6 protein-coding genes are annotated in these 6,010 nt (G+C 43.5%); all 6 read left to right on the top strand.

Translation table 11 applies throughout. The features are described from left to right. Positions 1 to 126 precede the first annotated feature (126 nt). Entirely contained in the window at positions 127 to 2,019 is a 1,893-nt protein-coding gene (gene mnmG / locus sps_RS27905; protein WP_077755493.1) for a tRNA uridine-5-carboxymethylaminomethyl(34) synthesis enzyme MnmG, read from the top strand. Between the two features lie 120 nt (positions 2,020 to 2,139). Then, positions 2,140 to 2,760, top strand: coding sequence for a 16S rRNA (guanine(527)-N(7))-methyltransferase RsmG (rsmG, locus tag sps_RS27900; RefSeq protein WP_077755492.1), 621 nt, complete (start codon positions 2,140 to 2,142; stop codon positions 2,758 to 2,760). Between the two features lie 90 nt (positions 2,761 to 2,850). Continuing rightward, a complete protein-coding gene (locus tag sps_RS27895; protein WP_077755491.1) occupies positions 2,851 to 3,639 on the top strand; it encodes a ParA family protein in 789 nt (262 codons plus the stop codon). 15 nt (positions 3,640 to 3,654) lie between these two features. Next, positions 3,655 to 4,542: a ParB/RepB/Spo0J family partition protein gene (locus sps_RS27890; RefSeq protein ID WP_077755490.1), complete on the top strand. Its 888-nt coding sequence runs from the start codon at positions 3,655 to 3,657 to the stop codon at positions 4,540 to 4,542. A gap of 225 nt (positions 4,543 to 4,767) precedes the next feature. Further along, on the top strand, positions 4,768 to 5,151 hold the full coding sequence (locus sps_RS27885) for an ATP synthase subunit I (RefSeq protein WP_077755489.1): 384 nt from the start codon (positions 4,768 to 4,770) through the stop codon (positions 5,149 to 5,151). A gap of 12 nt (positions 5,152 to 5,163) precedes the next feature. Further along, positions 5,164 to 5,958 carry a F0F1 ATP synthase subunit A gene (atpB, locus tag sps_RS27880; protein ID WP_077755488.1) on the top strand — a complete coding sequence of 265 codons (795 nt, stop codon included), beginning with the start codon at positions 5,164 to 5,166 and terminating at the stop codon, positions 5,956 to 5,958. Positions 5,959 to 6,010 lie beyond the last annotated feature (52 nt).

The following is a 6,010-nucleotide window of genomic DNA, read 5'->3' as shown; positions in this document are numbered from 1 at the left end:
AGCAGATCCTCTTCGGATCAAACGAGCTAAAATGATCTTTCACCTTGGGGTCATCAGGTGCTAAAATATGCACCTCGAATTCACACTTGTTCTTTATCGACGTCAGTTTTAATTTAAGGTTTTGTAATGCATTTTCATGAACGGTTCGATGTAATTGTTGTTGGTGGTGGTCATGCTGGTACGGAAGCAGCCCTTGCCGCAGCAAGAATGGGATCTAAAACCCTATTGCTGACACATAACATCGATACCTTAGGACAGATGTCCTGTAATCCTGCGATTGGCGGGATCGGTAAAGGACACCTGGTAAAAGAGATTGATGCATTGGGCGGAGCTATGGCTGTAGCGACCGACTTTGCAGGTATTCAATTTCGAACACTTAATTCGAGCAAGGGACCAGCGGTTAGAGCCACTCGTGCCCAAGCCGATAGAGCACTCTACCGAGCTAAGATCCAACAGATACTGCAAAACCAACCGAATTTAAGACTGTTTCAGCAAGGCGTCGATGACCTGATTGTTGAAAACGGCCGTGTCACAGGTGTTGTTACTCAGATGGGACTCGCCTTCGAGGCTCCCACCGTAGTTTTGACAGCAGGTACTTTCCTCAGTGGTAAGATCCATATTGGATTACAGAACTACAGCGGCGGACGAGCAGGTGATCCACCATCGATCGCCCTCGCCGATCGTTTGCGTGAACTACCGATCCGAATTGGTCGTTTAAAAACGGGCACACCACCAAGGATCGATGCGAATACCATAAATTTTGATCTTATGACCGAACAGAAAGGCGATACACCACTGCCTGTGATGTCGTTTATCGGTGATGTGAAAGATCATCCTCGTCAAATCTCGTGTTATGTGACTCATACCAATGAGCGAACTCATGAGATTATTCGTGGTGGTCTAGACCGTAGCCCTATGTACTCTGGGGTTATCGAAGGTATTGGTCCACGTTATTGCCCTTCTATCGAAGATAAGATTAATCGCTTTGCCGACAAGACTTCTCATCAAATATTTATCGAGCCGGAAGGACTGAATACTAATGAAATTTATCCAAATGGTATTTCGACCAGTCTGCCCTTCGATGTACAGCTAGACTTGGTTAGATCGATAAGGGGCTTGGAGAATGCGCAGATCATTCGTCCTGGTTATGCCATCGAATATGATTATTTCGATCCTAGGGATCTGAAAAACTCTTTAGAGACTAAATCGATCGGCGGACTCTTCTTTGCGGGTCAGATTAACGGTACTACTGGTTACGAAGAAGCTGCTGCTCAAGGATTATTAGCCGGCATGAATGCATCTTTGCAGGTTCAAGGTAAAGAATCTTGGGCCCCACGTCGTGATCAGGCTTATTTAGGTGTTTTAGTTGACGATCTTTCGACGCTTGGCACAAAAGAGCCTTACCGTATGTTCACCAGCCGAGCCGAATATCGTTTATTGCTCCGTGAAGACAATGCGGATCTGCGTTTAACCGAGAAGGGTCGGGAGTTTGGCTTGGTCGATGATAATCGTTGGCGTCAGTTTAGTGAGAAGCGTGAATCTATCGAGCTGGAGCTACAACGCTTAAGAGGCCTATGGGTTCACCCTAATTCACCTCTTTTGGGTGTACTAAATCCTGAGTTAAATACACCAATATCACGTGAAGCGTCTTTCGAAGATCTGCTACGTCGTCCCGAGATGGATTATCCTAAGTTGATGAGCCTTGAAGGCTTTGGCCCTGGATTGGAAGACCGACGTGCAGCTGAGCAAGTACAGATCCAAGTTAAATATTCTGGCTATATTCAGCGTCAGCAAGATGAAATAGACAAGGCCCTTAAACATGAGACTACAGGACTGCCGTTAGATCTGGATTACCAAGAGGTACCTGGACTGTCGAATGAAGTGATCGCAAAGATGAATGAGCATAAGCCTGAAACCATAGGTCAGGCATCGAGAATTTCAGGTATGACTCCTGCTGCTATCTCGATTTTATTAGTGCATCTGAAGAGACGTGGCTTACTTCGTAGAAAAGCTTCGTAATTTCTTACTCTTTTTCATGAATTGTTAGTAAGGGAAGCGCGAAAGGCTTCCCTTACTCTTTTGACGGCTTCATAATAGCTTGTTCATGCCGATTTAAGTTTGTTATTAAGGATTAATCCCGTGTTATCAGCCCTATTAGATGAATATCTAGCTGAAATGAATTTGACTGCCACCGAGCAGCAGAAGAAACAGCTCGTTGGATTTGTTGAGATGCTCAACAAATGGAATAAGGCCTATAACCTCACATCGGTTAGAGACCCTAAGCAGATGTTGATCAGACATATCATGGATAGTCTGGCTGTGTCGGCACATCTGGTGGGAAAACGCTTTATCGATGTAGGCACCGGACCGGGTTTACCTGGGATCCCCTTGGCAATAATGAATCCAGATAAACATTTTGTTTTATTGGATAGCTTAGGTAAACGAATTCGCTTTCAGAAGCAGGTTCAGTTTGATCTAGGTATCGAAAATATCAGCTCAGTAGAGAGTCGTGTCGAAGCTTATGAGCCAGAAGAAAAGTTTGATGGGGTACTTAGTCGAGCCTTTGCTTCTATCGAAGATATGCTGCATTGGTGCCATCATCTGCCCACCGATAACGGCTGTTATTATGCTCTTAAGGGGCAATTGGCAGAAGATGAGCTCGCTAAGATCCCTGAAGGTTATGAAGTCACTGATGTTATCGAACTCAGTGTTCCTCGTCTGGATGAACAGAGACACCTGCTAAGAGTGGTTAAAAAATAGTGTTTCAGTTGCTTTCTTTTAGTGATTCAAGCAACTTGGTATTGAATTTAATTGTGTCGATAACATATACGCGAAATACAGGATGGTATTGTGGGTAAAGTGATTGCCGTAGCTAACCAGAAAGGTGGCGTCGGAAAAACAACAACTTGTGTCAACCTAGCAGCATCTTTGGCCGCCACTAAGCGCAAGGTGCTTTTAATTGATCTCGATCCCCAAGGGAATGCGACCATGGGAAGTGGTATCGACAAGTATAGTGTCGAGAATACCGCTTATGAGTTGTTAGTCGACGAAAAATCTTTCGATGAAGTAGTTTATAGAGATACGAGCGGAAAATATGATCTGATCGCAGGAAACGGTGACGTTACTGCGGCAGAGATCAAGTTAATGGAGTTCTTCGCCCGTGAAATCAGATTAAGAAATGCATTAGCACCAATTAAAGACGATTACGATTACATTTTTATCGATTGTCCTCCTTCGCTGAACATGCTGACAGTGAATGCCATGTCGGCTGCCGATTCGGTTTTAGTCCCAATGCAGTGTGAATATTATGCATTGGAGGGCTTAACAGCCTTAATGGATACCATCAGTAAAATTGGTGCCATGGTCAATCCAGGTCTGCATATCGAAGGGATTCTGCGTACCATGTACGATCCCAGAAATCGTTTGGCTAATGATGTGTCCGATCAGCTTAAGCAGCACTTCGGTGAAAAAGTGTATCGTACCGTCATTCCAAGGAATGTCAGGTTGGCCGAGGCTCCTAGCTTTGGTGCACCAGCCATGTATTACGACAAGTCGAGTGCAGGCGCTAAGGCATATTTAGCACTGGCAGGCGAAATAATTCGCAGAGCGGAACAGCATCAAGAGCTAGAACAAGCTTAAATAAAGGCAGTGGAAATGACATTGAAAAAACGTGGGCTGGGTAAAGGTCTGGATGCACTACTCAGTACTAGCCATGCGGCAAGTAAGAAGTTGAATTCTGTTGAAGAAGCTGCAGAAGTTACGGCAAAAACAGATGACTTGTTAATGCTAGACATAGATTTGATGCAGCCAGGTAAGTACCAACCGCGTAAAGATATGTCTACCGAAGCACTCGAAGAGCTTGCCGAATCTATAAAAGCTCAAGGTATCATTCAGCCGATTGTTGTACGTAAAGTTTCAGCGACCATGTATGAGATTATCGCCGGTGAACGTCGCTGGCGTGCGGCACAAATCGCTAAGCTAGATAAAGTGCCTTGTATCGTCAAGCAGGTACCTGATGAAGCGGCTGTAGCCATCTCACTAATCGAAAATATTCAACGTGAAGACCTCAATGCAATGGAAGAAGCGATTGCACTCGATCGTTTAATGCGCGAATTTGAGCTGACTCATCAACAAATTGCCAATGCAGTGGGTAAGTCTCGCGCAACAGTTTCAAATTTACTGCGTCTCAATGGCCTCAATGAGCCAGTAAAACGTATGTTAGAGTACGGCGATATCGACATGGGTCACGCCAGAGCTTTGCTTGCCATCGAAGGTGATGAGCAAACTAATATCGCCAGACTGGTCTCTTCTAAAGAATTATCCGTTCGTGAAACTGAACGATTAGTTAATAAAACCTTAAACCAACCTGAAATAGCCGAAAAACCAGTAAAAGATCATGATGTCGCCCGTCTGGAGAGTCAATTAATTGAAAGGCTAGGTGCGAAAGTTTCCATTACTCATAATAAAAAGGGTAAAGGTAAATTAGTAATAAACTATCAAGATCTAGCTGAATTAGACGGTATTATCAATAAAATCCACTAAAAATCCCAAGTTAACGCCATATTATGTAATTTTGTGACATATGTTAAATTTGTACTTTTACATATTTGGCGTTAGATCACGGTAAAAGAGTCGATTTTCCTCAGCTTAAACTTGCTTTGAGAGCCTGAAAAGGTATACTTTCGCAAGCTTTTTTGTCGTTCGACAGTGTTCGGATATATGTAGTCCGGTCATCGAAACAAAAAGCGTTAATGCGGAGAGGATAAATTGAGTAAAGTTTTGGCTCGTCGTGGCCGGTGGTCTGCCTATAAGTTGGTTTTGATGCAGGCGGCGGTGGCTGGGAGTGCTTCGATTTTCTTTTTCGCTCTGTGGGGAGTTCAGTATGGCCTATCTGCCTTGGCAGGTGCTGCTATTGCTGTACTTCCTAATTTTGTATTCGCAACCCTAGCTTTCTCTCATACGGGAGCAAGTTCATCGGCAAAAGTTGTTAAGACTTTTTACTGGGGGGAAGCGGTAAAGTTGCTGTTAACCATAGCTATGTTTTCGTTAGTGTTTATCAATTGGAAGGTTGGATTTATGCCACTTTTTGTTTGTTATACCTTAGCGTTAATAGTGCATTGGACGGCTCCTTTATTTTTCAAGCAAAGTTAAGTGGGATGAATCATGGCTGCAACTGGTGAAGCGTTAACACCGCAGGGCTATATCCAGCACCACCTAACCAACTTAAGTGTTGGTGAAGGCTTCTGGACATGGCATATTGATTCGTTGTTCTTTTCGGTTGGGCTTGGTGTTCTGTTCTTATGGCTATTCCGTAGCGTTGGTAAGAAGGCAACTACTGGTGTTCCTGGCAAACTTCAATGTTTTGTCGAGATGATCATCGAGTTTGTCGATTCTAGCGTGAAAGAAACCTTCCATGGCCGCAACCCTGTTATTGCTCCGTTGGCACTGACAATTTTTGTTTGGGTATTCATGATGAACTTCATGGATATGGTTCCAGTTGACTGGATCCCATCACTGGCTGCTGCAGCTGGTATCCCTTACATGAAAGTCGTACCTACGACCGACTTAAACATTACCTTTAGCATGGCTATCGGTGTGTTTTTGCTGATTATTTACTACAGCATTAAAGTCAAAGGCGTTTCAGGTTTTGTTAAAGAACTGACAATGCAGCCTTTTAACCATTGGGCAATGATACCCGTCAACTTCCTGTTAGAGTCTGTTACTTTGATAGCTAAGCCAATTTCATTGGCACTGCGTCTGTTCGGTAACTTATATGCAGGTGAGTTGATATTCATCCTTATTGCGTTGATGTATGGTGCAAATATGGCACTTTCGGCTCTAGGTGTAACTTTACAGCTAGGTTGGTTGATTTTCCATATTTTGGTTATTACCTTACAAGCGTTTATCTTCATGATGTTGACTATTGTTTACTTAAGCATGGCACATGAAGATCATTAAGGATTGCTGTAAAACTTTTTTTACTAAATCATAAACTAACTAGATTTAGAAT

The organism is Shewanella psychrophila, assembly GCF_002005305.1.
Classification (GTDB): Bacteria; Pseudomonadota; Gammaproteobacteria; order Enterobacterales; family Shewanellaceae; genus Shewanella; species Shewanella psychrophila.
This window is presented reverse-complemented; position numbering and strand designations above follow the sequence as displayed.